Origin of the sequence: Paracoccus sp. (in: a-proteobacteria), assembly GCF_046289755.1 — a bacterium.
In the GTDB taxonomy this organism is placed as follows: domain Bacteria; phylum Pseudomonadota; class Alphaproteobacteria; order Rhodobacterales; family Rhodobacteraceae; genus Paracoccus.
The window spans coordinates 11,168-35,182 of sequence record NZ_JBKBVD010000016.1; the positions used below are offsets into that span (position 1 = coordinate 11,168).

21 protein-coding genes are annotated in these 24,015 nt (G+C 67.8%); 17 read left to right on the forward strand and 4 right to left on the reverse strand.

The features are described from left to right. Positions 1-13 precede the first annotated feature (13 nt). The 4 genes from ACK41U_RS08080 (at position 14) to ACK41U_RS08095 (ending at position 5,714) form a co-directional block, all read left to right on the forward strand. Positions 14-2,332: a Tex family protein gene (locus tag ACK41U_RS08080; RefSeq protein ID WP_409678133.1), complete on the forward strand. Its 2,319-nt coding sequence runs from the start codon at positions 14-16 to the stop codon at positions 2,330-2,332. Positions 2,333-2,343: 11 nt separating this feature from the next. After that, a complete protein-coding gene (locus ACK41U_RS08085; RefSeq protein WP_409678136.1) occupies positions 2,344-3,585 on the forward strand; it encodes an AGE family epimerase/isomerase in 1,242 nt (413 codons plus the stop codon). Positions 3,586-3,721: 136 nt separating this feature from the next. Next, entirely contained in the window at positions 3,722-4,852 is a 1,131-nt protein-coding gene (locus ACK41U_RS08090) for a sensor histidine kinase (protein WP_409678138.1), read from the forward strand. An 82-nt stretch (positions 4,853-4,934) separates the two neighbouring features. Then, positions 4,935-5,714, forward strand: coding sequence for a transglutaminase-like domain-containing protein (locus ACK41U_RS08095; RefSeq protein WP_409678141.1), 780 nt, complete (start codon positions 4,935-4,937; stop codon positions 5,712-5,714). Here the strand turns inward: ACK41U_RS08095 and cbiB are convergent, their stop codons facing one another. Together cbiB and ACK41U_RS08105 are read right to left on the reverse strand one after the other, a co-directional pair. Next, on the reverse strand, positions 5,715-6,626 hold the full coding sequence (cbiB, locus tag ACK41U_RS08100; RefSeq protein WP_409678144.1) for an adenosylcobinamide-phosphate synthase CbiB: 912 nt from the start codon (positions 6,624-6,626) through the stop codon (positions 5,715-5,717). After that, positions 6,626-7,210 carry a histidine phosphatase family protein gene (locus tag ACK41U_RS08105; protein WP_409678147.1) on the reverse strand — a complete coding sequence of 195 codons (585 nt, stop codon included), beginning with the start codon at positions 7,208-7,210 and terminating at the stop codon, positions 6,626-6,628. The genes cbiB and ACK41U_RS08105 overlap by 1 nt, the downstream gene beginning before the upstream one ends. 186 nt (positions 7,211-7,396) lie before the next feature. On the opposite strand from ACK41U_RS08105, the gene ACK41U_RS08110 reads away from it, so the two are divergent. The 8 genes from ACK41U_RS08110 to ACK41U_RS08145 all read left to right on the forward strand — a co-directional run bounded on the left by ACK41U_RS08110 (position 7,397) and on the right by ACK41U_RS08145 (position 16,569). After that, positions 7,397-8,557 carry an isovaleryl-CoA dehydrogenase gene (locus ACK41U_RS08110; protein ID WP_409678271.1) on the forward strand — a complete coding sequence of 387 codons (1,161 nt, stop codon included), beginning with the start codon at positions 7,397-7,399 and terminating at the stop codon, positions 8,555-8,557. A 5-nt stretch (positions 8,558-8,562) separates the two neighbouring features. Continuing rightward, positions 8,563-9,063 (forward strand): lysozyme inhibitor LprI family protein, encoded by a 501-nt coding sequence (locus ACK41U_RS08115; protein ID WP_409678150.1) that lies wholly within the window; start codon positions 8,563-8,565, stop codon positions 9,061-9,063. Positions 9,064-9,096: 33 nt separating this feature from the next. Next, positions 9,097-10,623 carry an AMP-binding protein gene (locus tag ACK41U_RS08120; RefSeq protein WP_409678153.1) on the forward strand — a complete coding sequence of 509 codons (1,527 nt, stop codon included), beginning with the start codon at positions 9,097-9,099 and terminating at the stop codon, positions 10,621-10,623. Between the two features lie 73 nt (positions 10,624-10,696). Next, positions 10,697-12,301: a carboxyl transferase domain-containing protein gene (locus ACK41U_RS08125; protein ID WP_409678155.1), complete on the forward strand. Its 1,605-nt coding sequence runs from the start codon at positions 10,697-10,699 to the stop codon at positions 12,299-12,301. A 64-nt stretch (positions 12,302-12,365) separates the two neighbouring features. Then, positions 12,366-14,294 (forward strand): biotin carboxylase N-terminal domain-containing protein, encoded by a 1,929-nt coding sequence (locus tag ACK41U_RS08130; protein WP_409678158.1) that lies wholly within the window; start codon positions 12,366-12,368, stop codon positions 14,292-14,294. Then, complete coding sequence (locus tag ACK41U_RS08135) at positions 14,291-14,938, forward strand: glutathione S-transferase family protein (protein WP_409678161.1); 648 nt, start codon at positions 14,291-14,293, stop codon at positions 14,936-14,938. Before ACK41U_RS08130 ends, ACK41U_RS08135 begins: the two co-directional genes overlap by 4 nt. After that, positions 14,931-15,794: a hydroxymethylglutaryl-CoA lyase gene (locus ACK41U_RS08140; RefSeq protein WP_409678163.1), complete on the forward strand. Its 864-nt coding sequence runs from the start codon at positions 14,931-14,933 to the stop codon at positions 15,792-15,794. Before ACK41U_RS08135 ends, ACK41U_RS08140 begins: the two co-directional genes overlap by 8 nt. Next, a complete protein-coding gene (locus ACK41U_RS08145; RefSeq protein ID WP_409678166.1) occupies positions 15,787-16,569 on the forward strand; it encodes a crotonase/enoyl-CoA hydratase family protein in 783 nt (260 codons plus the stop codon). Before ACK41U_RS08140 ends, ACK41U_RS08145 begins: the two co-directional genes overlap by 8 nt. Positions 16,570-16,823: 254 nt before the next feature. Here the strand turns inward: ACK41U_RS08145 and glyA are convergent, their stop codons facing one another. Continuing rightward, positions 16,824-18,119: a serine hydroxymethyltransferase gene (gene glyA, locus ACK41U_RS08150; protein WP_409678169.1), complete on the reverse strand. Its 1,296-nt coding sequence runs from the start codon at positions 18,117-18,119 to the stop codon at positions 16,824-16,826. Between the two features lie 196 nt (positions 18,120-18,315). Here glyA and ACK41U_RS08155 point away from each other — a divergent pair, with 196 nt between their 5' ends. Then, positions 18,316-19,077 (forward strand): NAD kinase, encoded by a 762-nt coding sequence (locus tag ACK41U_RS08155; RefSeq protein ID WP_409678171.1) that lies wholly within the window; start codon positions 18,316-18,318, stop codon positions 19,075-19,077. Between the two features lie 79 nt (positions 19,078-19,156). Here the strand turns inward: ACK41U_RS08155 and ACK41U_RS08160 are convergent, their stop codons facing one another. Then, positions 19,157-19,891, reverse strand: a complete 735-nt coding sequence (locus ACK41U_RS08160) for a Bax inhibitor-1/YccA family protein (protein ID WP_409678174.1) — start codon at positions 19,889-19,891, stop codon at positions 19,157-19,159. Positions 19,892-20,304: 413 nt separating this feature from the next. On the opposite strand from ACK41U_RS08160, the gene ACK41U_RS08165 reads away from it, so the two are divergent. The 4 genes from ACK41U_RS08165 to ACK41U_RS08180 all read left to right on the forward strand — a co-directional run bounded on the left by ACK41U_RS08165 (position 20,305) and on the right by ACK41U_RS08180 (position 23,612). Continuing rightward, positions 20,305-20,664, forward strand: a complete 360-nt coding sequence (locus ACK41U_RS08165) for a helix-turn-helix domain-containing protein (RefSeq protein ID WP_409678177.1) — start codon at positions 20,305-20,307, stop codon at positions 20,662-20,664. A 153-nt stretch (positions 20,665-20,817) separates the two neighbouring features. Continuing rightward, complete coding sequence (gene hisN / locus ACK41U_RS08170; protein WP_409678180.1) at positions 20,818-21,603, forward strand: histidinol-phosphatase; 786 nt, start codon at positions 20,818-20,820, stop codon at positions 21,601-21,603. A 42-nt stretch (positions 21,604-21,645) separates the two neighbouring features. Further along, positions 21,646-23,058, forward strand: coding sequence for a magnesium transporter (gene mgtE / locus ACK41U_RS08175; protein ID WP_409678182.1), 1,413 nt, complete (start codon positions 21,646-21,648; stop codon positions 23,056-23,058). Continuing rightward, complete coding sequence (locus ACK41U_RS08180; RefSeq protein WP_409678185.1) at positions 23,055-23,612, forward strand: 5-formyltetrahydrofolate cyclo-ligase; 558 nt, start codon at positions 23,055-23,057, stop codon at positions 23,610-23,612. The genes mgtE and ACK41U_RS08180 overlap by 4 nt, the downstream gene beginning before the upstream one ends. The last annotated feature ends 403 nt before the right edge of the window (positions 23,613-24,015 follow it).

Genomic DNA, 24,015 nt, shown 5'->3' on the forward strand with positions numbered 1-24,015 from the left:
CAAGGGGTCCGCCATGGATACCGCCACCCAGACCGCTGCCCAGACCGCAACCCGCATCGCCCGCCAGATCGCGGCCGAGATTGCCGCGACCCCCGCGCAGGTGACCGCCGCCGCCGATCTGCTGGACGGGGGCGCCACGGTCCCCTTCGTCGCGCGCTATCGCAAAGAGGTGACCGGCGGACTGGATGACACGCAGCTGCGCACCCTGTCGGAACGCCTGTCCTATCTGCGCGAGATGGAGGCGCGGCGGGCCGCGATCCTTGGCTCGATCCGCGATCAGGACAAGCTGACCGACGATCTGGCCCGCAAGATCGCCGCTGCCGGGACGAAGGCCGCGCTGGAGGACATCTATCTGCCCTTCAAGCCCAAGCGCCGCACCAAGGCGATGATTGCCCGCGAAAACGGGCTGGAGCCGCTGCTGCGTGCCGTTCAGGCCGACCCCGCCGCCGATCCCGCCGCGCTGGCCCCCGGATACCTCTCCGGGACGGTCGAGACGCCGAAAGCCGCGCTGGAGGGCGCGCGCGATATTCTGGTCGAGGAACTGTCGGAAAACGCCGATCTGCTGGGGTCGTTGCGCGATTTCATGCGGCGCGACGCCTTCATTTCGGCCCGTGTCGTGGCGGGCAAGGAAGAGGCCGGCGCCAAGTTCAGCGACTATTTCGACCACCGCGAAAAATGGTCTGACATCGCGGGCCACCGGGCGCTGGCGATCCTGCGCGCGGCCAAGGAAGAGGTCGTGACCATCGACATCTCGCCCGATCCCGACACCGGCGCGGCACGGGCCGAGGGGATCGTGGCGCAGGCGCTTGGGCCGGTCGGGCAGGGCGCAGGGGCCGACTGGCTGCGCGGCGTTGCGGGCTGGTGCTGGCGCGTGCGGCTGTCCAATACGATGTATATCGACCTGCTGACGGAACTTCGCACCCGCGCCCATGCCGAGGCGATCAACGTCTTTGCCCGCAATCTGCGCGACCTTTTGCTGGCCGCCCCCGCAGGCCCGCGCGCCACGCTGGGGCTGGACCCCGGCATCCGCACCGGCTGCAAGATCGCGGTGGTCGATCAGACCGGCAAGCTGCTGGACACCGCCACGATCTATCCGTTCCAGCCGAAAAACGACCTGCGCGGGGCCGAGGCGACGCTGCTGGCGCTGATCGCGAAGCATGGCGTCGATCTGATCGCCATCGGCAATGGCACCGCCAGCCGCGAAAGCGAACGGCTGGTCGCGGATGTGCTGAAACGCCTGCCCAAAGGTGTGAAGGCGCCGACCAAGGTGATCGTCTCCGAGGCGGGCGCTTCGGTCTATTCGGCATCCGAACTGGCGGCGAAAGAGTTTCCGGATCTGGACGTCAGCTTGCGCGGCGCGGTCTCGATTGCGCGGCGGTTGCAGGACCCGCTGGCCGAACTGGTCAAGGTGCCGCCGCAATCCATCGGCGTGGGGCAATATCAGCATGACGTCGATCAGCGCCAGCTGGCCCGCTCGCTGGAGGCCGTGGTCGAGGATGCCGTGAACGCGGTCGGCGTCGATCTGAACACCGCCTCGGCGCCGCTGCTGGCGCATGTCGCGGGGCTAGGGCCGTCGTTGGCGCAGGCCATCGTGGCGCATCGCGACGCAACCGGCGCCTTCCCCTCGCGCGCTGCGTTGAAAAAGGTGGCCGGTCTCGGGCCGAAGGCGTTCCAGCAATGCGCGGGCTTTTTGCGGGTTCAGGGGGGCCGCGAACCGCTGGACGCCTCGGCGGTGCACCCCGAGGCTTATGGTGTCGCGCGCCAGATCGTGGCCGCCTGCGGGCGCGATCTGCGGGCGGTGATGGGCGATGCCGAGACGCTCAAGCGCCTGAACGCGGCGGATTTTGTGACCGAAGATTTCGGCCTGCCGACCGTGCGCGACATTCTTTCGGAACTGGAAAAGCCCGGACGTGACCCGCGCCCCGGCTTTGTCACCGCCAGCTTTGCCGACGGGATCGAGGACATCAGGGATCTGCGCCCCGGCATGTCGCTGGAAGGCACGGTCACCAATGTCGCAGCCTTTGGCGCCTTCGTCGATATCGGCGTGCATCAGGACGGGCTGGTCCATGTCAGCCAGCTGGCCGACCGTTTCGTGCGTGACCCGCATGAGGTGGTGAAGGCGGGCGATGTCGTCCGCGTCCGCGTGACCGAGGTGGACGTGCCCCGCAAGCGCATCGGGTTGACCATGCGCAAGGACAACGCGCCCACCGACCGCCCCGCGCGCGATGCGGCACCCAAGGGCAAGCCCCGTGCCGGACAGGCCGCCCCCAAAGACGCCTCGCCGCAGGGCGCCTTTGGCTCGGCCCTGGCCGATGCGTTGCGCAAACGGTGAGGGAGGCCACCATGCAACCGGGACCGGAAGACCATCAGGGGCACTGGCTGGACGACGCGACCCATCGCGATTTTCTGATCGCGGATGCCCATCGCGCGCTGGATTTCTTCGATGCCAGCCCGCGTTCAGGTGTCGGCTTTCACACGCTGGACGGCGCGGGCCAACCCCTGCCGGACACCGTGCAGGAGCTGCACAGCACCACGCGGCTGGTCCATTCCTATGCGCTGGCGCATCTGGCCGGGCGGCGGGACCGGGCGGGCATCATCGACCGGGGCATGGCCTATCTGTGGTCGCATCACCGCGATCCGCTGCATGGCGGTTATCTGTGGTCGCTGGACGGTGACGCGGTGGGCGACGGCACCAAGCTGGCTTACGGGCATGTGTTCGTGCTGCTGGCGGCCTCCAGCGCGAAACTGGCCGGGCACCCGGATGCCGACCGCCTGCTGGCCGACATCTGCGAGGTGCTGGACCGGCAGTATTGGGACGAAGACGCGGGCCTGTTCCGTGACGAATTCACCCGCGACTGGCAGGCATTCTCGACCTATCGCGGCATGAACGCGAACATGCACGGGGTCGAGGCGCTGCTGGCCGCGCATGAGGCGACGGGCGAGGCGCAGTTTCTGACCCGCGCGGGTCGCATTCTGGATTTCTTCGTGGCGGGGCAGGCGGCGGCGCAGGGCTGGCGCATCCCGGAACATTACCATGCGGACTGGCGCGTCGATCCCGCCTATGCGGGCAATCCGGTCTTTCGCCCCGCGGGCACCACGCCCGGTCACAGTCTGGAAATGGCGCGTCTGGCGCTGCAATGGTGGGATCTGGCGGGCCGTCCGGGCCACGAGATGCCGCAGATGGCGCGTTCGCTGATCCGGACGGCGCTGGACGGGGGCTGGGACGCAGGCCGGGGCGGTCTGGTCTATACGCTGGATCTGGCCACCGGCGCTGTGGACAATCCCGCCCGCTATTGGTGGCCCGTGACCGAGGCGATCGGCGCGCTGGCCGTGCTGATCAAGCACGATCCCCAGCCGGGGGACGAGGACTGGTATCGCCGCCTCTGGACCTTTGCCGCCCGCCATCTGATCGACGCCCGGCAGGGCGGCTGGTGGCACGAGCTGGGCCCGGACAACAGGCCGTCCGACCGCCAGTTCAGGGGCAAGCCCGACCTCTATCACGCATTGCAGGCCGATCTGTTGCCGCTGGCGCCCGGCCTGTCGCATGCGGCACGCGGGCTGGCGCAGGATCCTACGCTGGCGTGAGGGCTGACGCGGCGTCACAGGCCTTGACATATGGGGCATGCGGCTGTCATCCGTCGCCCCGGACCTGCGAGATCAGAGTGCCTCTTTACATCGCGGTTGTTGCAGCCGCCGCAGGGACCGATTGAGGGTGAAAGCCGTGAAACCTCCGCTGTCGAACGCCGCGCTGGTGGACTACGACCCCAATGACCGCGCCGCCAATCTGCTGGCGGGCGTCGAATTCGGCTTTGCGCTGACCGTTCTGGACAGCTCGCCCGACTGCATCAAGCTGGTCGAGCTGGACGGCAGGCTCAGCTACATGAACCGCAACGGGTTGTGTGCGATGGAAATCGACGACTTCAGCAGCGTCGATCAGCAGCCCTGGCCCTCGCTCTGGCCGCAGGACACCGAGGCGCGGCTGGCCGAGGCGCTGCAACGCGCGGGCGCGGGGGAAACGACCCAGTTCGAGGCCTTCTGTCCGACCGCCAAGGGGCGTCCGCGCTGGTGGCATGTGACCGTCGCGCCGGTCCGCAACCGTCAGGGCGGGATCGAGCGGGTGCTGGTGGTGTCGCGCGACGTCTCGGCCATGGTCGAGAACCGCAAGGCGCTGGAGGATCAGGCCGGACGTCTGGCCTGCGAGGTGGCGAAAAAGGATGCCGCGCTGGAGCGCCAGAAGGTGCTGCTGGGCGAGATCGACCACCGGGTCAAGAACAGCTTTGCCTCGGTCATCGGGCTGCTGCGCATTCAGGCCCGCAGCCACAGGGGCGAGCCCGCCGAGACCGCGCTGTCGGACGCGGCCAACCGCATCTCGACGCTGGCGCGGGTGCATGAACAGCTGCATCTGGACCCCGGCTCGGGGCTGATTCCGTTGCAGGACTATCTGTCCGGGCTGGCCACCGACATCTGCGGCGCGCTTGGCGCCGAGGTCACGCTGACCAGAATGCCCGCCGATGCGATCCGCGTCCATCCCGGCGACGCTGCGGCCATCGGTCAGATTCTGGCCGAATTTCTGGGCAATGCGGTCAAGCACGCCCGGCGCGACGGGACGGGCCCGAAGATCGACATGTCGCTGGTGGCGGAAGACGCGACCGAGGCCGGCCAGCGCCTGCGCCTGCGGGTCGAGGATGACGGGCCGGGCCTGCCCGAAAGATTTGATCCCGAGGCTGGAACCGGGCTTGGCATGCAGATTTGCACGATCTATTCGTCGCAGTTCGGCGGCAGGCTGAATTTCGGCAGCTCGGCGCGGGGTGGCGCCATGTTCGAGGTCGAACTGGTGCTGACCGGCGCCTGAGATTGCGGAACCGGCCTGCTGCGACCCGCATTGACACCGGGGGCTGCCCCCGATTCCCCATTTTTTGCCCGAAAGCTCCGCCATGCACATGACCATCGACGTCAATCTGGACTATCGCCTTGCTGCCCCCGGCGCCGCGATCCTGACGCTGGAGGTCGCCGATACCGAAGGCCAGACAATCCGCAGTTCTGACATGCGGTTCAGTCCGCCGCTGGACCATCGCCGCGTCCCCGCCGAAGAGGGGATCGGCCAGCGCATCCTGGCCCATGTCGAGGACCGGCTGTCGCTGCGCTATCAGGCCAGGGTCGAGATCACGCGCCCCCGCCCCGATCTGGCCCGGATGCAGGCGGTGCCGGTGCAGGATCTGCCCGGCGAGGCGCTGCGCCATACGCTGCCCTCGCGCTATTGCGAGGCGCATCGGTTCATGAACTTTACCGCCTCGCGGTTCCGGGGACTGACCGGCGGGCCGCTGGTCGCCTCGCTGCGCGACTGGGTCGAGGATGAGCTGGCCTATGTCGCGGGCGTCAGCACCGGCGACACCTCGGCGGTGGACACGTTTCTGGACCGGCGCGGGGTCTGCCGCGACTATGCGCACCTGCTGATCGCGCTGTGCCGGGCGGGGCAGGTGCCCGCGCGCATCGCCAGCGTTTACGCGCCCCCGGTCCAGCCGCAGGATTTTCACGCCGTCGTGCAGGTGTTTCTGGACGGCGCCTGGCATCTGGTCGATCCGACCGGCATGGCCGAGGCCGATAGCATGGCGCTGGTTGCCGTGGGCCGCGATGCGACGGATGTGGCCTTTCTGACCACGATCTCGGATGCGCAGATGGACGGCCAGCAGGTCGCGGTGCGGCAGGTTCTGTAGTCACACCGCCCAGAACGCCAGCAGCGCCACGCCCATCAGCACCACCGCGCGGCGATAGATCCGCAAGGCCCGGCCCAGATCGGCGGCGCCGGGATCGCGGGCGCCCTCGTTCAGCCATGGCTCGGGCGCGATGCGGTCGCCATATTGGCGCGGCCCCGACAGGCGGACGCCAAGCGCGCCCGCCATCGCCGCCTCGGGCCAGCCCGCATTGGGCGAGCGGTGGCGGGCCGCGTCGGACAGCGCACAACCCGCCGCCCGGCGCGCTCCGCGCCCGGCGACCAGCACCAGCAGCGCCGCCGTCAGCCGCGCGGGGATCAGGTTGGCCACATCGTCCAGCCGCGCGGCAAAGGTGCCGAATGCCTCGTGTCGCGGCGTGCGGTGGCCGATCATGCTGTCCAGCGTGTTGATCGCCTTGTAGGCGGCAATCCCCGGCAGCCCCCCGATCGCGGCCCAGAACAGCGGCGCGATCACCCCGTCGCTGGCATTCTCGGCCAGGCTCTCGATGCTGGCGCGGGCCAGCGCGGCTTCATCGGCGCGGGTCACGTCGCGGCCCACGATCATCGCGGTGGCCGCCCGCGCGCCCGCCAGATCGCCCGCCGCCAGAGGCCGCGCCACCGCCCTGACGTGATCGTCCAGCGAGCGTGCCGCGACCAGTGGCCAGGCCAGCACCGCCGCCACCCAAGGCCCCATCCAGATCTGCGCGAAGGCCGCAGGGATCACCGCCGCCGCCACGACCAGCACTGCCGCCAGCGCGCCCCGCAGCCGCCGCGCGCCGCCCCGGTTCAGCGCCCGGTCCAGCGCCGAAATCAGCCGCCCCATCCAAGTCACCGGATGCCCGATCCGCGCGTAAAGCCATGCGGGCCAGCCGATCAGCACATCCAGCAGCAGCGCAATCGCCGCAATCATCGCCATCAGAGGGGGCCGGTCACGGCGGGCGCGGTGATGTTGACCGCCTCGACCGCCCAGTCTGCGCCCGCCCCGTCCGAACCCACCCGGCGCAGCACCGTCAGCGACAAGGGCGCCACCGAAAAGGACAGCGCCTGCGCGCCCACCACCAGCGCCAGCCCCGCCCGGACCGTGCCCGCATGGCCCACGATCAGCGTGTCCTCACGCAGCCCGGCCAGCACCGGCTGCACCCGTGCGGCCATGTCCAGAAAGCTCTCGCCGCCCTTTGGCCGGTGGCGGGCCAGCGCCTCGGGCGGCAGCGGCCCCAGATCGGGCAGATCGGCATAGGCCAGCCCCTCCCACGCGCCGTAATCCTGTTCCCACAGCGCCGGCTCGACCCGCGCGGGGGTCAGCGACAGCGCCGCCGCCGTCTGCTGGCAGCGGCGCGCCGCACTGCACCAGACCTGCGGCGTCATCCCGGTCACCGAGGCGATCTGCGCCGCCATCCAGCCCATCGCCGCATCGTCGCTGCAATCGGCGGCCACATCCAGCCGCCCCGCCAGCGTGCCGCCCGTCAGGGGCGGCGCATGGCGCAGGATCATCACGCGCATCACGCACCTCACTCAATCGCCGCGCAACCTGCCCTGCGTCGCCGCCAAGGGCAAGCCACAGCGCCCCGATACGATCATTGACGCAGACCGGCCCCCGCGTGCAGGCTGCTCTTGACGGGGCTGTGGCGGCTGCGCTATCAGATTAAATGAACAACTGTTCAATAATCTTCTGGGGAGGGGATGGCGATGTTCACGCAGGGCATGGAATTCGATCTGGGCGAGGATGTGAACGCGCTGCGCGAGATGGTCCACCGTTGGGCGCAGGACCGCGTCAAGCCGCTGGCCGCTGCCACCGACCGCGACAACGCCTTTCCCAATCAGCTGTGGCGCGAGATGGGTGAGCTGGGCCTGCTGGGCATCACCGTGTCCGAGGACTGGGGCGGCGCCGGGATGGGCTATCTGGCCCATGTCGTCGCGACCGAGGAAATCGCGCGCGCCAGTGCCAGCATCAGCCTGTCCTATGGCGCGCATTCCAACCTCTGCGTCAACCAGATCAAGCTGAACGGCAGCGACGCGCAGCGGGCGAAATACCTGCCGGGCCTGTGCAGCGGCGCGCTGGTGGGCGCGCTGGCCATGTCCGAAGAGGGCGCGGGCAGCGATGTCGTCGGCATGAAGCTGCGGGCCGAAAAGCGCGGCGAGGCCTATGTGCTGAACGGCAACAAATACTGGATCACCAACGCCCCCGATGCCGATGTGCTGGTCGTCTATGCCAAGACTGACCCCGAGGCAGGCAGCCGTGGCATCACCGCCTTTATCGTCGAACGTGGCATGGCGGGTTTCTCGACCGGGCCGCATTTCGACAAGCTGGGGATGCGCGGCTCGAACACGGGCGAGCTGATCTTTGAGAATTGCACCATCCCGGCCGAGAACGTGCTGGGCGAGGAAGGTCGCGGCGTGCGCGTCCTGATGTCGGGGCTGGATTATGAACGGCTGGTCCTGTCGGGCATCGGCACCGGCATCATGGCCGCCTGTCTGGACGAGGTGATGCCCTATATCCGCGACCGCAAGCAGTTCGGCCAGCCGATCGGCTCGTTCCAGCTGATGCAGGCCAAGATCGCCGACATGTATGTCGCCCTGAACACCGCACGCGCCTATGTCTACGAGGTCGCGCGCGCCTGCGACAGCGGCAAGGTGACCCGGCAGGATGCGGCGGGCGCGGTGCTGTATGCCAGCGAACAGGCGATGGTGCAGGCGCATCAGGCGGTGCAGGCCCTTGGCGGCGCGGGATTCCTGAACGACAGTGTCGTCAGTCGCCTGTTCCGCGACGCCAAACTGATGGAAATCGGCGCCGGCACCAGCGAGATCCGCCGGATGCTGATCGGGCGCGAACTGATGGGGCTGACATGATGCGGATGACGGTATTGATCCTTGGTCTGGCGCTGATCCCGGCGCCGGTGCTGGCGCAGGATGAGGTGCAGTTCGACGCCGATCTGACCCGGACCTGCCTTGCGGCGCAGGCGGGCGAGGGTGGCAAGCCGGACAGCTGCATCGGCGTGGCGGCGGCACAGTGCATGGATCTGCCGGGCGGCTTCACGACCTATGGCATGTCCGCCTGTCTGGGGCTGGAACATGACCTGTGGGACGGGCTGCTGAACGACAGCTATCGCCGGGTCATGGCGGGCGCTGAGGCGGCGGATGCCGGGATGGCCGACATGGGCTCGGCGGCGCCCAAGCAGGTGCCTGCTTTGCGCGAGATGCAGCGCAACTGGATTGATTTCCGCAATGCCGCCTGCGCCTTCGAGAACAGCCGTTGGGGCGGCGGCACGGGCGGCGGCCCGGCCTCGGTGCAATGCGCGCTGACGCTGACGGCGCGACAGACGCTGTGGCTGGACCAATACGACGAACAGAACTGACGCCGGACCGGCGAGGGGGCACAGGTGGCACGGATGCTGGAGGGGACCGACTATGCCGCGCTGCACCGCGATTTCCGGTGGGCGTTTCCGGCGCGGCTGAACATGGCCGATCAATGTCTGGCCCATGATCCCGGCCGGGTGGCGATCATCGACTATGACGGCGCGCCGCATCCGGTCAGTTTCGCGGCGCTGGCCGACATGACCGACCGGCTGGCCCATGCGCTGACTGCCGCGCGGGGCGAGCGGATCGGCATCCTGCGCACGCAATCGGCCTGGACGGCGGCGGCGCATCTGGCGGTCTGGAAATCGGCGGCCATCTCGATCCCGCTGTTCAAGCTGTTCGGTCCCGAGGCGCTGTCCCTGCGGCTGCGCGATGCGGGCGTCACGACCGTCATCACCGATCCCGAGGGCCGCGCGATGCTGGCCCCGTTCCCCGACCTGCGCGTGATCGTGCCCGAGGATGGCCTGCCCGAGGCGGGCGCCTTTGCCACCCGCCCGACCGGCCCCGACGACCCGGCGGTGATCATCTACACCTCGGGCACGACCGGCGCGCCCAAAGGGGCGCTGCACGGCCACCGGATGCTGACCGGCCATCTGCCCGGCGTCGAGATGAGCCATGATCTGCTGGGCCAGCCCGGCGATGTGATCTGGACGCCCGCCGACTGGGCCTGGATCGGCGGGCTGTTCGACGTGGCCATGCCGGGGCTGGCGCTTGGCGTGCCGGTGGTGGCCGCGCGGATGGCCAAGTTCGATCCCGACACGGTCGCCGCGCTGATTGCCGGTTGCGCCGTGCGCAACGTGTTCTTTCCGCCCACCGCCCTGCGGATGCTGAAGGCCGCCGATGTCACCCTGTCGGGGCTGCGCAGCGTGGGGTCGGGCGGAGAGCCTCTGGGCGCGCAGATGCTGGACTGGGGGCGCCGCGCCTTTGGCCTGACGATCAACGAGTTCTACGGCCAGACCGAATGCAATCTGGTCGCCTCGTCCAGCGGGGCCATGTTCCCGGTGCGCCCCGGTGCCATCGGGCGGGCGGTGCCCGGCTTCGATGTGCAGGTGATCGACGCCGCGGGGCAGGTCACGGAGGGTGAGGGCGAGATCGCGATCCGGCGCGGGGCGGGCAGCATGATGCTGGGCTACTGGCAGAACCCCGAGGCGACGCGGGCCAAGTTCCGGGGCGACTGGATGCTGACCGGCGATCGCGGCGTGATCGAGGACGGCTATATCCGCTTTGTCGGGCGCGACGATGATGTCATCACCTCATCGGGCTATCGCATCGGACCCTCGGAAATCGAGGATTGCCTGCTGAAACATCCCGCCGTGGCGCAGGTCGGCGTGATCGGCAAACCCGATCCGGTGCGGACAGAAATCGTCAAGGCTTACATTGTCTTGCGCGACGGGTTTCAACCATCTCCTGAACTGTCTTCCGAGCTGCAGGCCCATGCCCGCAGCCTGTCCGCCGCCCATTCCTATCCGCGCGAGATTGCGTTTCTGGACGCCTTGCCGATGACGGTCACGGGCAAGGTCATGCGCCGCGAATTGCGCAAACGGGCCGAGACGGAATGACCCCGCGCCGCGTCACCCTTGCGGCAGGCACTGCCATTGCGCGCCTTGGGCGCATGACAAGAAAGAGCCTCTCATGAAACTGAACAGCCAGGCCCTGCCGACATCCGATGCCTTCGCCCGCAACCGCCGCGCGCATCTGGCCCTGCTGGTGGGCGTGCGCGAGGTGGCGCTGGCGGCGGCCTCGGGCGGTGGACCCCGCGCGATGGAGCGTCATGTCAGCCGCGGCAAGATGCCCCCGCGCGAGCGGGTGGCGAACCTGCTGGACCCCGGCAGCCCGTTTCTGGAGATCGGGGCGGTGGCGGCGCATGGCATGTATGACGGCGCCGCACCGGGGGCGGGGGTGATCGCGGGCGTGGGGCGCGTGCACGGTCAGGACGTGATGGTCGTGGCCAATGACGCGACGGTCAAGGGTGGCACCTATTACCCGATGACGGTCAAAAAGCACCTGCGGGCGCAGGAAATCGCCGAGGAATGCCATCTGCCCTGCGTCTATCTGGTCGATAGCGGCGGCGCCAATCTGCCCAATCAGGACGAGGTTTTCCCCGACCGCGACCATTTCGGCCGCATCTTCTTCAATCAGGCGCGGATGAGCGCCAGGGGCATCCCCCAGATCGCGGTGGTGATGGGGTCCTGTACGGCGGGTGGTGCCTATGTGCCTGCCATGTCGGATGTGACGATCATTGTCCGCGATCAGGGCACGATCTTTCTGGCCGGGCCGCCGCTGGTCAAGGCCGCGACCGGCGAGGTGGTGACATCCGAGGATCTGGGCGGCGGCGATGTGCATACGCGCCTGTCGGGTGTGGCCGATTATCTGGCCGAGGATGATGCCCATGCGCTGGCCATGGCGCGCCGCGCGGTGATGAACCTCAACCGGCGGCGGCCCGAGACGGTCCTGTGGCAGTCGCCCGAGCCGCCCGCCTATGACCCCGATGAGATCCTGGGCGTCGTGCCTGCCGATCTGCGCACCCCCTATGACATCCGCGAGGTGATCGCCCGGATCGTCGACGGCTCGCGCTTTGACGAGTTCAAGGCGCGGTTCGGCGAGACGCTGGTGACCGGGTTCGCCCATGTCGAGGGCTGCCCGGTTGGGATCGTCGCCAATAATGGCGTGCTGTTTTCCGAGGCCGCGCAGAAGGGCGCGCATTTCATCGAGCTGTGTTCGCAGCGCGGCATTCCGCTGGTGTTTCTGCAGAACATCACCGGCTTCATGGTGGGCCGCAAATACGAGAATGAGGGCATTGCGCGGCACGGCGCCAAGATGGTGACGGCAGTGGCCACGACCAATGTGCCCAAGATCACCATGCTGGTCGGCGGCAGTTTCGGGGCGGGCAATTACGGCATGGCGGGGCGGGCCTACAGCCCGCGCTTTCTGTGGACATGGCCGAACAGCCGCATCGGCGTCATGGGCGGCGAGCAGGCGGCGGGCGTGCTGGCCACCGTGCGCCGCGACGGGATCGAACGGGCGGGCGGCGCATGGTCGCCCGAGGAGGAAGAGGCGTTCAAGCGCCCCACCATCGAGATGTTCGAGCGGCAGAGCCATCCGCTCTATGCATCCGCGCGGCTGTGGGATGACGGGATCATTGATCCGCGCACATCGCGTGATGTGCTGGCGCTGTCGCTGCGGGCGTCGCTGAATGCGCCGGTCGAGCCGACGCGCTTTGGTCTGTTCCGGATGTGATTGGGGCAGGGGCGGATGCCTCCGGCGGGGATATTTGGATGAAGAAGAAGGGGAGGGCGCGGGCATGTTCGACAAGATCCTGATTGCGAACCGGGGCGAGATTGCCTGCCGGGTGATTGATACCTGCCGCCGTCTGGGCGTGGCGACGGTCGCGGTCTATTCCGATGCCGACCGGGGCGCGCGCCATGTTGCGATGGCCGATCAGGCCGTGCATCTGGGCGGGCCCGCGCCCGCCGACAGCTATCTGCGCGGCGATGCGATCATTGCGGCGGCGCAGGCCACGGGCGCGCAGGCGATCCATCCGGGCTATGGGTTTCTGAGCGAGAACCCCGATTTTGTGGATGCGGTGGCGGCCGCCGGGCTGGTCTTTATCGGCCCCTCGGGCCGTGCGATCCGGGCGATGGGGCTGAAGGACGCGGCCAAGGCGCTGATGGTCGAAGCGGGGGTGCCGGTCGTGCCCGGCTATCACGGCGCCGGGCAGGCGCCCGACCATCTGGCGGCTGAGGCCGCGCAGATCGGCTATCCGGTGCTGATCAAGGCCGTGGCGGGCGGCGGCGGCAAGGGGATGCGGCGTGTCGATGATCCGGCGCGCTTTGCCGAGGCGCTGGAGAGTGCGCGGTCCGAGGCGCAGACGGCCTTTGGCAACCCTGCCGTGCTGATCGAGAAATACGTGCTGAGGCCCCGCCATATCGAGGTGCAGGTCTTTGGCGACGGCAGCCGCGCGGTGCATCTGTTCGAACGGGACTGTTCCCTGCAGCGCCGCCATCAGAAGGTGATCGAGGAGGCCCCGGCCCCCGGCATGACGCCCGAGATGCGCGCCGCAATGGGGGCGGCCGCCGTGACCGCCGCCGAGGCGATCGGCTATTCCGGCGCGGGCACGGTCGAGTTCATTGTCGATGGCAGCCGGGGACTGCGCCCTGACGGGTTCTGGTTCATGGAGATGAACACCCGGTTGCAGGTCGAGCATCCGGTCACCGAGGCCATCACCGGCATTGATCTGGTCGAATGGCAGCTGCGCGTGGCCAGCGGCGAGGCGCTGCCTGCACGGCAGCAGGATCTGTCGATCCGGGGTCATTCCTTCGAGGCGCGGCTTTATGCCGAGGATGTGCCTGCGGGTTTCCTGCCCGCGACCGGCACGCTGGCGCATCTGGCCTTTCCGCAAGGCGCCCGGATCGAGACCGGGGTGCGGCCCGGCGACCGGATCAGCCCCTGGTATGACCCGATGATCGCCAAGGTGGTGACCCATGGCGCCACGCGGGCCGTGGCGCTGCGGGCGCTGGAACGCGCGCTGGTCGATACCGAGGTGGCGGGCTCGGTCACCAATCTGGATTTCCTCATCGCCCTGACACGCCATCAGGGGTTCCGCACGGGCGAGGTCGATACCGGCCTGATCGAGCGTGATCTGCCCGCGCTGATCGCAGACAGTGCGCCGGATGCAGGCGCGATGGCGCTGGCCGTGATCGCGCTGGCGGGGCTGGCCGATGCCGATGTCCGGGGCGGCGCGACGCTGTGGCAGCCCTTGCGCCGCACCATCGCCTGGCAGGGTGGCTGCGCCGTGCTGGAGGTTCTGGGCCCCGGCGCCGCGCGCGTGACGCTGGACGGCACCCCGCATGAGGTGTGCTGGCAGGGCGGGCGCTGGTGGGTCGATGACGCGCTGCGGCGCGAGCGGATGGTCAGCCATGCGGCGGGCATCAGCGTCTTTGGCGACAGCCATCTGCATCTGGTGCCGGTCGATCCGCTGGACCGGGCCGGGGCCGAAGGGGCGGGCGACGGGCTGACCCGCTCGCCCATGCCGGGGCTGGTGCGGTCCGTCCATGTCGTTGCGGGTCAGGCGGTGGCAACCGGCGACCGGCTGGCCGTGCTGGAGGCGATGAAGATGGAGCACAGCCTGACCGCCACGCGCGATGGCATCGTGGCCGAGGTTCTGGCCCATGCCGGGCAGCAGGTCGAGGCCGGCGCCCCCCTGATCCGGCTGGAGGAGGAACCCGCATGATCCGTCTGCATCACGTTCCCGGCGCGCGCTCGATGCGGGTGCTGTGGCTGCTGGAGGAACTGGGGCTGGGCTATGAGCTGCGGCTGTGGTCGCTGACCGATGGCAGCATGCGCAGCCCCGAATTTCTGGCGATGTCGCCTCTGGGCCGGGTGCCCGCGCTTGAGGTTGACGGGCGGGTGATCCGGGAATCCGGCGCCATCGTCGAATATCTGACCGAACGCGAGGGGCGGCTGGCGCCGCGCCCCGGCGATCCCGACCGGGCCGGGTTTCTGGAATGGGTCCATTTTGCCGAGACGCAGGCCAATATCGTGCAGGCGCTGAACATCCAGCACGTCTTTCTGCGCCCGGCATCGGCGCGATCCATCCCGCTGATGAAGCTGGACACGCGCAGGCTGGCCCTGACCGCGCGGGCGCTGGAGGCGCATCTGGCGGGGCGCGACACGCTGCTGGACGCGTTTTCGGCGGCGGATTGCATGCTGGGCTTCAATATCGACGCGCTGTTTCACTTCCTGCCCGCCGCCGATTATCCGGCCCTGATCGCCTATCGCGACCGGATGCAGGCGCGCCCGGCCTGGCAGCGCGCTGATGCGGCAGGCGGCGGCAGCCTGTTTGCGCGCGATTTCTACGAGATCCCCGATGCATGATCCGGTCGAGATCTTCGAGATGGGCCCACGCGACGGGCTGCAGAACGAGGCGCGGCTGATCCCCACGGCCGATAAGATCGCGCTGGTCGATCTGCTGTCGCGGGCGGGGTTCCGGCGCATCGAGGTGACCAGCTTCGTGCCGCCGAAATGGGTGCCGCAGATGGCCGATGCCGCGCAGGTTCTGGCGGGCATCACCCGCCGCCCCGGTCTCCGCTATGCCGCGCTGACCCCGAACCTGCGCGGCTATCAGGCGGCGCGCGCGGCGGGCGCGGATGAGGTGGCGATCTTTGCCAGCGCCTCGGAAGGCTTCAGCCGGGCGAACCTGAACGCCTCGATCGCCGACAGCCTTGCGCGCTTTGCGCCGGTGGCCGAGGCTGCGCGCGCCGATGGCATGCCCCTGCGCGGCTATGTCAGCGTGGTGACGGATTGCCCCTTTGACGGGCCGACCGCGCCCGGCGATGTGGCGCGCGTGGCCGCCGCCCTGCGCGACCTGGGCTGCTACGAGATCAGCCTGGGCGACACGATCGGGCAGGGCCGCCCCGAGACCATCGACGCCATGCTGTCGGCGGTGCTGGACGAGTTGCCGCCCGAACGGCTGGCAGGCCATTACCACGACACGGCAGGCCGGGCGCTGGCCAATATCGACGCCAGCCTCGCGCGCGGGCTGCGGGTGTTCGACGCCGCCGTGGGCGGGCTGGGCGGCTGCCCCTATGCACCCGGCGCCGCAGGCAATGTCGCGACCGAAGCCGTGGCCGCGCATCTGGCCGCCACGGGCCATGCCACGGGTCTGGACATGGGCGTGCTGCAACGGGCCGCCACAATGGCGCGCGCAATGAGGGGACAAGCCGATGGCTGAAACGATCCGGATTGACCGCGACGGGCGCGGCGTGGCCACCCTGTGGCTGGCGCGGGGCGACAAGCACAACGCCCTGTCGCGCCAGATGATGGACGAGGTGACAGCCGCCGCCGCTGATCTGGCCGCCGATCCGGGCGTGCGGGTGGTGGTGCTGGCGGCCGAGGGCGCCAGTTTCTGCGCCGGGGGCGATCTGGGCTGGATGCGCCAGCAGATGGAGGCCGATGAGGCAACCCGGCGCGACGGTGCGCGCGCGCTGGCGGGGATGCTGTCGGCGCTGAACCTGTTGCCCAAACCGCTGATCGCGCGGGTCCATGGCAACGCTTTCGGCGGTGGCATCGGCATGATGTCGGTCTGCGACATCGCGATTGCCGCCGACACCGCCCGCTTCGGGCTGACCGAGGTGAGGCTGGGCCTGATCCCCGCCACCATCGGCCCCTATGTGCTGGCCCGGATGGGCGAGGACCGCGCGCGCCGCGTGTTCTTCTCGGCCCGCCTGTTCGACGCCGCCGAGGCGGTCACGCTGAACCTTGCCGCCCGCGCCGTTGCCCCCGAGGGTCTGGACGCGGCCATCGAGGCCGAAATCGCGCCCTTCCTGCAGGCCGCCCCCGGCGCGGTCGCCGCCGCCAAGGCGCATTGCCGTGCCCTCGGCCCCCGCATCGACGCGGCGGTCATCGAGGACAGCATCGACCGCCTCGTCGCCGTCTGGCAAGGGGATGAGGCCCCCGAAGGCATCAACGCCTTCTTCGACAAACGCAAACCCCGCTGGCAGAGCTGAGAGAATCGCGCCGCCCCGCCCCCTCTTCTTCACAAAAATATCCCGGGGGGAATCGCCGCGAGGCGATGGGGGGCTGGCCCCCCTCCTGACACCCTCACGGCAACACCCTCACGGCAACACCCTCACGGCAACACCCTCACGGCAACACCCTCACGGCGACACCCTCATGGCGCAGGCGCCCCACCCGACCGGACCGCGCATGAAAAAGCCCGCCGCGCAATGACGCGGCGGGCGTGAAACCAATCAGATGCCGATCACATCCCCTGATACAGCGGGAAGCGGGCGCACAGCTCGGCCACCTCGGCGCGGACCTTGGCCTCGACCTCGGCGTTGTCCGCTTCGCCATGGGCGGCCAGACCGTCCACGACCTCGACGATCCAGCGGGCGATCAGGCGGAACTCGGCCTCGGCAAAGCCGCGCGTGGTGCCTGCGGGTGCGCCCAGACGGATGCCCGAGGTGACAAAGGGCTTCTCGGGGTCAAACGGCACGCCGTTCTTGTTGCAGGTGATATGGGCGCGGCCAAGGGCGGCCTCGGTCGCCTTGCCGGTCACGCCCTTGGGGCGCAGGTCGGCCAGACACAGGTGGTTGTCGGTGCCGCCCGACACGATGTCGATGCCGCCCTTCATCAGCTCATCCGCCATGGCCTGCGCGTTCTTGACGACCTGTGCGGCATAGGTCCTGAACTCGGGGCGCAGCGCCTCGCCAAAGGCCACGGCCTTGGCTGCGATGACGTGCATCAGCGGGCCGCCCTGCAGGCCGGGGAAGACGGCGCTGTTCACCTTCTTGGCGATATCCGCATCATTGGTCAGGATCATCCCGCCGCGCGGCCCGCGCAGCGATTTATGCGTCGTGGTGGTCACCACATGCGCATGCGGGAGGGGCGAGGCATGGGCGCCGCCCGCGACCAGACCGGCGATATGGGCCATGTCGACCATCAGGTACGCGCCGACCTCATCCGCGATGGCGCGGAAGGCGGCCCAGTCCCAGCTGCGGCTATAGGCGGTGCCGCCGGCGATGATCAGCTTGGGCTTGTTGGCGCGTGCGCTTTCGGCAATCGCCTCCATGTCCAGCATCTGATCCTGCTGGCGCACGCCATAGCTGACCACGTTGAACCATTTGCCCGACATGTTGACCGGCGACCCATGGGTCAGGTGGCCGCCCGAATTCAGGTCCAGCCCCATGAACGTGTCGCCCGGCTGCAGCAGCGCCAGGAACACGGCCTGGTTCATCTGGCTGCCGCTGTTGGGCTGGACGTTGGCATAGGCACAGCCGAACAGCTCTTTCGCACGCTCGATCGCGAGGGTCTCGGCGATGTCGACATACTGGCAGCCGCCGTAATAGCGCTTGCCCGGATAGCCTTCGGCATATTTGTTGGTCAGGACCGAGCCCTGCGCCTCCATCACCGCCCGGCTGACGATGTTTTCCGAGGCGATCAGCTCGATCTCGTCGCGCTGGCGACCCAGTTCCTGGGTGACGGCGCGGGCGATCTCTGGATCGCGGCTGGCCAGCGTCTCGGTGAAGAAACCATTGTCGCGGGTGGGGGCGTTCATCTCTCGCATCCTTTATGACTGGCTTAGGATTTGGCGCGGTTGCGGTGGCGCTCTCATACCGCATGGGCAATGCTGCGGAAAGTGACAAAACGACCCGCCAGGGCGCCGGGACGACCACCGCCTTGCGGCCGGGCCCGCGGGTCTTGCCTTCCGCGCCGCGCCAACCGATGTTGCCTGCATTTGAGGGGGGACGGGCATGACGCCGAGGATTCATTTCACCGCCAGCCATGCAGGCCCCGCGCAGGCGGCGCTGACCCATTTCAGCGGGCGTCACGGGCAGGCGGCGCTGGAGGCGGCCGAGGTGGTCGTGGCGCTTGGTGGCGACGGGTTCATGCTCCAGACCCTGCACGCGACCGAGGGGCTGGGCGTGCCGGTCTATGGCATGAACCGGGGCACGGTGGGGTTCCTGATGAACGCCTATCACGGCAACGACCTGCCCGCCCGTCTGGCCGCTGCCGAAGAAACCGTCATCAATCCGCTGCGCATGCGCGCGACCTGTACCGATGGCAGCACCCACGAGGCGCTGGCCATCAATGAGGTCAGCCTGCTGCGTCAGGGCCCGCAGGCCGCCCGGCTGCGCATCCATGTCGACGGGCGGCTGCGGATGGAGGAACTGGTCTGCGACGGTGTGCTGGTGGCGACGCCTGCGGGATCGACGGCCTATAACTATTCGGCCCATGGCCCGATCCTGCCGATTGCCTCCGGGGTGCTGGCGCTGACCGCGATCGCGCCCTTCCGCCCACGGCGCTGGCGCGGCGCGCTGCTGCCGAAATCGGCACAGGTCGAGGTCGAGGTGATCCAGCCCGACCGCCGTCCCGTGATGGCGGATGCCGACAGCCGCTCGGTCCGGGATGTGGTGCGGGTGCTGATCGACTCGGCCTCGGATGTGCGGCACCGGCTGCTGTTCGATCCCGGTCACGGGCTGGATGAACGGCTGCTGCGCGAACAGTTCGTCTGAACAGGCGCAACGGAAAACCCCCGCCGGGCGGACCGGCGGGGGCGATAATCTTGTTCGTCTTCCGGCTGTTGCCGTCAGATCAGTTGCGGTTGCCCATGAACTGCAGCAGGAACATGAACAGGTTCAGGAAGTCCAGATACAGGCGCAGCGCGCCCATGATCGCCGACTTGCCGATGAAGTCTGCATCCGACCCCTGCATCTGCAGATAGGTGTTCTTGATGTTCTGCGTGTCATAGGCGGTCAGGCCCGCAAAGATCAGCACACCCAGCACCGAGATGGCGAATTGCATCCCCGAGCTTTGCAGGAAGATGTTCACGATCGAGGCGACGATCAGGCCGATCACGCCCATGATCAGGAAGCTGCCCCAGCCCGAGATGTCTTTCTTCGTGGTATATCCCCAAAGCGACAGGCCCGCGAAGGCGATCGCCGTCACAAGGAAGGTCTGCACAATCGAAATTCCTGTGAATATCAGGAAGATCGAGCTGATCGACAGGCCCATCAGCGCGGCAAAGGCGTAGAACATGCCGGTCGCGGCGCCCACCGACAGCCGGTTGATCGCGGCGCCGAAGGCAAAGACCATCAGCAGCGGCGCGAACATGACCACATATTTCAACGGGGTGTTATAGAGCAAATTGGCAAAGGCCGGATTGCTCATGGCGGCGGTTGCCGTGCCATATGCGGTAACGGCAGTCACACCCATGCCGACCGACATCAGCCCATAAACCTTGTTCATGTAAGCGCGCAGACCCTCGTGGATCGCGGCCTGACGCTGGCCTACGCCCTGCGCGGTTCGGTAAGTGTTGTAGTCTGCCATCGAATGCTCCCTTGAACTGCTATGCGGACCATCTCCGCGTCAGGTGACAATATCGGCGGAAACCGCGCGTTTTTCAATGCCGTCAGGACGTCGCAGCGCAGCTTGTGGACAATTTTACACGAGAATTTTATAGAACAGTCAAAAGCCTCGTCCGGAGGCTCCAAACGGGTCTGCCGGCCCCTTCCGGCAGGATGCCGGCCGCGCGCGGGGCAGGGCCTGAAAGGGTAATTTCCCTATTGATTCCATCATATTATGCTATAATATCAGGACTTTCCGTAAAAATGCCTGCTCATTACGCACAGCATGCACGGACCTGTCTTTTTAGTCAGAATGAGTGTTGTTAACCAATTTGACACTCGAAAATTGCGAAAAGCTGCGATACTGCCGCCGGAGATTGAGTGGAGTTGTTAAAAATGAAACATGGTGTTGATGTACACGTTGGCAAGCGGATTCGCCATCGTCGCTGGATGATCGGGATGACCCAGCAGCAGCTGGCAGACCGCGTCGGGATCAAATTTCAGCAGATCCAGAAATACGAGACCGGGATGAACCGGGTCTCGGCCTCGCGGCTGTGGGATATTGCCCGCGCCGTCAACGTGCCGGTCAGCTTTTTCTTCGACGGGCTTCAGGAAGGCACCGGTCAGGAGATCGTCGAAGGCGATATCTTTGCCGACAAAGAGGCGCTGCAGCTGGTGCGCGCCTATTACGCGATGCCCGAAGCACAGCGCCGTCAGATCTTTGAACTGGCGCGTGTTCTGTCGGACGCGGCCTGAAGCGACGTCCTGTCATTGCCTCCGGGGCCTGCGCATCAGCGCGGACCCTGTAAAGGCGTGATGACGTCTGACGAACGAGGCTGGCCTCTGACCCGGTGAGACGCTACATCCTCTCGCAGAGGACTGCATCGGGTCCGGCAGAAGGGGCATGCCATGCAGAACGCCGACATGATGATGGCGACGGCTCATGAGATGGCGGATGCCGCAGGCGCGGCCATCCTGCCGCTGTTCCGTCAGTCCGGCATCGCCACCGACAACAAGCGTCCCGGCGATTATGACCCTGTGACCGAGGCTGATCGTGCCGCCGAACGCGCCATGCGCGAGGTTCTGGCGCGCCGCCGCCCGCAGGACGGCATTCTGGGCGAGGAATACGGCAGCCAAAGTGGCGACAGCGGCCTGACCTGGGTGCTGGACCCGATCGACGGCACCCGCGCCTTTCTGTGCGGCGCGCCCAGCTGGGGCGTGCTGATCGGGCTGCGCGATGCCGATGGCGTCCGCTATGGCCTGATCGACCAGCCCTATACCCGCGAACGGTTCGAGGGCGGCTTTGGCACCGCCCGGATGCGCGGCCCGCATGGCGGGCGCGATCTGCGCGTCCGGGGCGGCGTTGCGCTGTCAGAGGCGCGGCTGATGACGACCTTTCCGGAACTGGGCACGCCCGCCGAGGCTGCGGCCTTTGCGCGGGTGGCGGCGCAGGTGCAGCTGACCCGCTACGGGCTGGACTGCTATGCCTATGCGCTGCTGGCCATGGGCCAGATCGACCTCGTGATCGAGGCGGGCCTGCAGGCCTATGACATCGCAGGCCCCATGGCGGTGGTGCAGGCGGCGGGCGGGATCGTCACCGACTGGCAGGGGGGTGATGCCTCGCAGGGCGGGCAGGTGATCGCCGCCGCCAGTGCGGAACTGCACCGCGCCGCGCTGGTTTTGCTGAACACCTGACCGCCGCCGACCCGACCACCCCACCCACAGGAGAGCAGCATCATGGCCGACGACCACCGCCCCCCCTCCCGGACGCCGGGCCCTGTCTCTGAGAGCGGGCGCGACGATGAGGATTTCGGCCCGACCCGCGTGTTGCTGGCCCAGATCGACGAGGCGATAGAGACCGGCGATTCAACCCTGCTGAACCGGCTGCTGGAACCGATGCACGGCGCCGATATCGCCGATATCATCGAGCGGCTGACCACCGCCCGGCGCCGCGCCTTTCTGCAGCTGTATTCGGGCGAGATTGACGGCGAGATCCTGTCCGAGATCGACGAATCGATCCGCGACGAGGTGATCGAGCTTCTGCCCCGCGACGTTCTGGCCGAGGCCGTGCGCGAGATGGACAGCGACGATGTCGTCGACCTGATCGAGGATATGGACGAGCCTGAACGGGCCGAGATTCTGGCGGCGCTGGACGAAAGCGACCGGGCGGCGGTTCAGCAATCGCTGACCTACCCCGAATATTCGGCCGGGCGCCTGATGCAGTCCGAGGTGGTGACCGCGCCCGAACACTGGACCGTGGGCGAGACCATCGACTTTCTGCGCGCCGAGGAATGGCTGCCCGAGCAGTTCTATCACATCATTCTGGTCGATCCGCGCCGCCACCCCACCGGCTATGTCACGCTTGGCCGCCTGCTGGCCGCACGGCGCGACGTGGCCTTGCGCGACATTATCGAAGACAGCTTCCGCACCGTCAGCGTCCTGTCCGAGGAATCCGACGTCGCCTATATGTTCAACCAGTATCACCTCATCTCGGCCCCGGTGGTGGACGAGCATGACCGGCTGGTCGGCGTCATCACCATCGACGACGCCATGGCCGTGCTGGACGAAGAGCACGAAGAGGACATCCTGCGCCTTGCCGGGGTGAATGACGAAAGCCACGTCTCGGACGGGCCGGTCACGACGGCACGCCAGCGCCTGCCCTGGCTGGTGATCAACCTGTTCACTGCCTCGCTGTCGGCGGTGGTGATCAGCCAGTTCGAGGATACGATCACCGCGCTGGTGGCGTTGGCGGCGCTGATGCCGATTGTCGCTTCGACCGGCGGCATTGCGGGCACGCAGTCGCTGGCCGTCGCGGTGCGGGCGCTGGCGACGCGCGATCTGAACCGCTCGAACGCGCGGCGGGTGGTCCGGCGCGAGCTGTATGCCGGAATGCTGAACGGGCTGGCGCTGGCGCTGATCCTGGGACTGGCGGGGACGCTGATCTTTGGCGATGTCAAGTTGGGTCTGGTGCTGGGCATGGCGATGATCGTCAACCAGATCGTGGCTGCCCTTGGCGGGGTGCTGGTGCCGCTGACGCTGGACAAGATGGGGCTGGACCCGGCGCTGGCCTCGGGGACGTTCGTGACGACCATGACCGACGTGATGGGCTTTTTCGCATTTCTGGGGATGGCGACGCTGATCCTGATATGAGCAGCCCTGAGTTGAGCGGCGGCAAGGCAGCCCTGCGCGCGCAAGCCCTTGCCGCGCGTGCGGCGGGCGGCGATCAGGCCGCGCTGGACCGCCATCTGACCGCCGCTCTGGCGCCCTTCGCGGCGGCGGTGCTGGCAGGTTACTGGCCCATGCGCGGCGAGGCTGATCCGCGCGCGGCCATGTACGCGCATCGCGGCCCGCTCTGCCTGCCGGTCGTGACGGGCAAGGCGCAGCCACTGGTCTTTCGCCGCTGGCAGGGAGAGCCCCTGGAGCCGGGACAATGGGGCACCAGCCATCCCCCCGATTCGGCAGCCAAGCTGACGCCTTCGGTTCTGATCGTACCGCTGGCAGGGTTCGATCCGCGCGGCAACCGGCTGGGCTATGGCGGCGGATTTTACGACAGAACCCTGCAAATGCTGCGTCTTGCGCGCGGGGTGCGGGCCATCGGCCTGGCCTTTGCCTGTCAGGAACTGCCCATGATCCCGGCAGAGCCCCATGACCAGCCTCTGGACATGATCGTCACCGATCGCGGCATTCTGGCGGATTTCCGCTGAAACCTTGTGACTGTGGCAAGACAGCATCAGATGTGCACAACCTGAGGATGAATCAGGGATAACCCTGTGGAAAACTTTGGAATACTCGGGTGCAACATCCTGAAAAAATGGCCGGTTTTTCGTATTTGTCGCTGCGGATGAAGCTTCGGCCCCCGGCGCTGTGTGCGAATCCCGCAGCGCTGCAGGTGGCTCTCTGTCAACGGTGAAACCGCGCGATCACGGCGAAAAAATCAGTTGAATTGACGCTATTCACCCGGCAGTTTGTGGGGATAAGCCAAGGCGGCACAAGATGTAGTGGTATCAGATCAACGCCACACAACTTTCACGGAGATGACATGCTAGGCCCGGACCTCTTGATCCCGGTCCCGTCGCCTGACCGGCGCGCGGGGGCTGTCAGCGCCGG

Excerpts from the sequence above, each read along its gene's own strand:
- ACK41U_RS08080 (WP_409678133.1), top strand. The coding sequence starts at position 14 with ATGGATACCGCCACCCAGACCGCTGCCCAGACCGCAACCCGCATCGCC.
- ACK41U_RS08085 (WP_409678136.1), top strand. The coding sequence starts at position 2,344 with ATGCAACCGGGACCGGAAGACCATCAGGGGCACTGGCTGGACGACGCG.
- ACK41U_RS08095 (WP_409678141.1), top strand. The coding sequence starts at position 4,935 with ATGCACATGACCATCGACGTCAATCTGGACTATCGCCTTGCTGCCCCC.
- cbiB (WP_409678144.1), bottom strand. The coding sequence starts at position 6,626 with ATGGCGATGATTGCGGCGATTGCGCTGCTGCTGGATGTGCTGATCGGC.
- ACK41U_RS08105 (WP_409678147.1), bottom strand. The coding sequence starts at position 7,210 with ATGCGCGTGATGATCCTGCGCCATGCGCCGCCCCTGACGGGCGGCACG.
- ACK41U_RS08110 (WP_409678271.1), top strand. The coding sequence starts at position 7,397 with ATGTTCACGCAGGGCATGGAATTCGATCTGGGCGAGGATGTGAACGCG.
- ACK41U_RS08115 (WP_409678150.1), top strand. The coding sequence starts at position 8,563 with ATGACGGTATTGATCCTTGGTCTGGCGCTGATCCCGGCGCCGGTGCTG.
- ACK41U_RS08120 (WP_409678153.1), top strand. The coding sequence starts at position 9,097 with ATGCTGGAGGGGACCGACTATGCCGCGCTGCACCGCGATTTCCGGTGG.
- ACK41U_RS08125 (WP_409678155.1), top strand. The coding sequence starts at position 10,697 with ATGAAACTGAACAGCCAGGCCCTGCCGACATCCGATGCCTTCGCCCGC.
- ACK41U_RS08130 (WP_409678158.1), top strand. The coding sequence starts at position 12,366 with ATGTTCGACAAGATCCTGATTGCGAACCGGGGCGAGATTGCCTGCCGG.
- ACK41U_RS08135 (WP_409678161.1), top strand. The coding sequence starts at position 14,291 with ATGATCCGTCTGCATCACGTTCCCGGCGCGCGCTCGATGCGGGTGCTG.
- ACK41U_RS08140 (WP_409678163.1), top strand. The coding sequence starts at position 14,931 with ATGCATGATCCGGTCGAGATCTTCGAGATGGGCCCACGCGACGGGCTG.
- ACK41U_RS08145 (WP_409678166.1), top strand. The coding sequence starts at position 15,787 with ATGGCTGAAACGATCCGGATTGACCGCGACGGGCGCGGCGTGGCCACC.
- glyA (WP_409678169.1), bottom strand. The coding sequence starts at position 18,119 with ATGAACGCCCCCACCCGCGACAATGGTTTCTTCACCGAGACGCTGGCC.
- ACK41U_RS08155 (WP_409678171.1), top strand. The coding sequence starts at position 18,316 with ATGACGCCGAGGATTCATTTCACCGCCAGCCATGCAGGCCCCGCGCAG.
- ACK41U_RS08160 (WP_409678174.1), bottom strand. The coding sequence starts at position 19,891 with ATGGCAGACTACAACACTTACCGAACCGCGCAGGGCGTAGGCCAGCGT.
- ACK41U_RS08165 (WP_409678177.1), top strand. The coding sequence starts at position 20,305 with ATGAAACATGGTGTTGATGTACACGTTGGCAAGCGGATTCGCCATCGT.
- hisN (WP_409678180.1), top strand. The coding sequence starts at position 20,818 with ATGCAGAACGCCGACATGATGATGGCGACGGCTCATGAGATGGCGGAT.
- mgtE (WP_409678182.1), top strand. The coding sequence starts at position 21,646 with ATGGCCGACGACCACCGCCCCCCCTCCCGGACGCCGGGCCCTGTCTCT.
- ACK41U_RS08180 (WP_409678185.1), top strand. The coding sequence starts at position 23,055 with ATGAGCAGCCCTGAGTTGAGCGGCGGCAAGGCAGCCCTGCGCGCGCAA.